Below are 927 nucleotides of genomic sequence, written 5' to 3'. Positions count from 1 at the left end.
GTTGGGTGCGGTGCTGCCTGCGTTGTCGTCGTGGCGGCGTGGGCGTGTGGTGCGGTCGCGGGTGGATGAGTGGCGCTATTCGGTGTCCTGGAAGCCGTTGACGCTGGAGTCGCGGTCGTTGTCGGGGCGTTGGTTGGTGGTGTCTGGCGGCGCGGATGGTGACGTGCTGTCAGATGCTCTGGAGGGCCAGGGCGTTGAGGTGGTGCGTCTGGTGCTTGATGGTGCCGTTGTGTCGCGGGCTGGGCTGGTTGAGCGGTTGTCGGGGCTGGGTCTGGTTGATGGTGTGGTGTCGTTGCTGGGGCTGGGGGAGACCGGGCTTGCGGGCACGGTGGGTCTGGTGCAGGCGTTGGGTGATGCCGGGGTTGGTGCGCCGTTGTGGCTGGTGACGCGGGGTGCGGTGTCGGTGGGTCGCTCCGATCGGCTGACGGCTGCGGTGCAGGCGCAGGTGTGGGGTCTGGGGCGGGTGGTCGGCTTGGAGCATCCGGAGCGTTGGGGTGGTCTGCTGGATCTGCCTGAGGTGCTGGATGAGCGTGCGGTTGCTCGGCTGGCGGGTGTGCTGGCGGGTGGCGGTGGGGATGAGGACCAGCTTGCCCTCCGCGCGTCGGGTGTGTTCGTGCGGCGTTTGGTGCGGGCGCCGTTGGGTGATGCGCCGGTGGTGCGGTCGTGGTCGCCGCGTGGGACGGTGTTGATCACGGGTGGTACGGGTGCGTTGGGTGGTCATGTGGCCCGGTGGGCGGCGCGGATGGGTGCCGGGCATCTGGTGCTGACGAGCCGTCGGGGTGAAGAGGCGCCGGGTGTTGCCGAGTTGGTGGCGGAGCTGATGGAGCTGGGTGCTCGGGTCAGCGTCGTGGCTTGTGATGTGGCGGACCGGGAGTCGCTGGCGGGCCTGCTGGCCGAGCATCCGCCGACCGCCGTCGTCCACGCCGC

General features: G+C 69.9%; 1 protein-coding gene. It reads left to right on the top strand.

What is annotated here, in order from left to right; translation table 11 throughout:
- Positions 1–61: 61 nt before the first annotated feature.
- Positions 62–927, top strand: an 866-nt coding sequence (locus FGD71_RS34950) for a beta-ketoacyl reductase (RefSeq protein WP_338120100.1), incomplete at its 3' end; no start/stop codon positions are given.

It is taken from the genome of Streptomyces sporangiiformans (genome assembly GCF_005768555.2).
GTDB lineage: Bacteria > Actinomycetota > Actinomycetes > Streptomycetales > Streptomycetaceae > Streptomyces > Streptomyces sporangiiformans.
The sequence above is the reverse complement of the archived record's forward strand: the minus strand, read 5'-3'. Positions and strand labels throughout refer to the sequence as shown.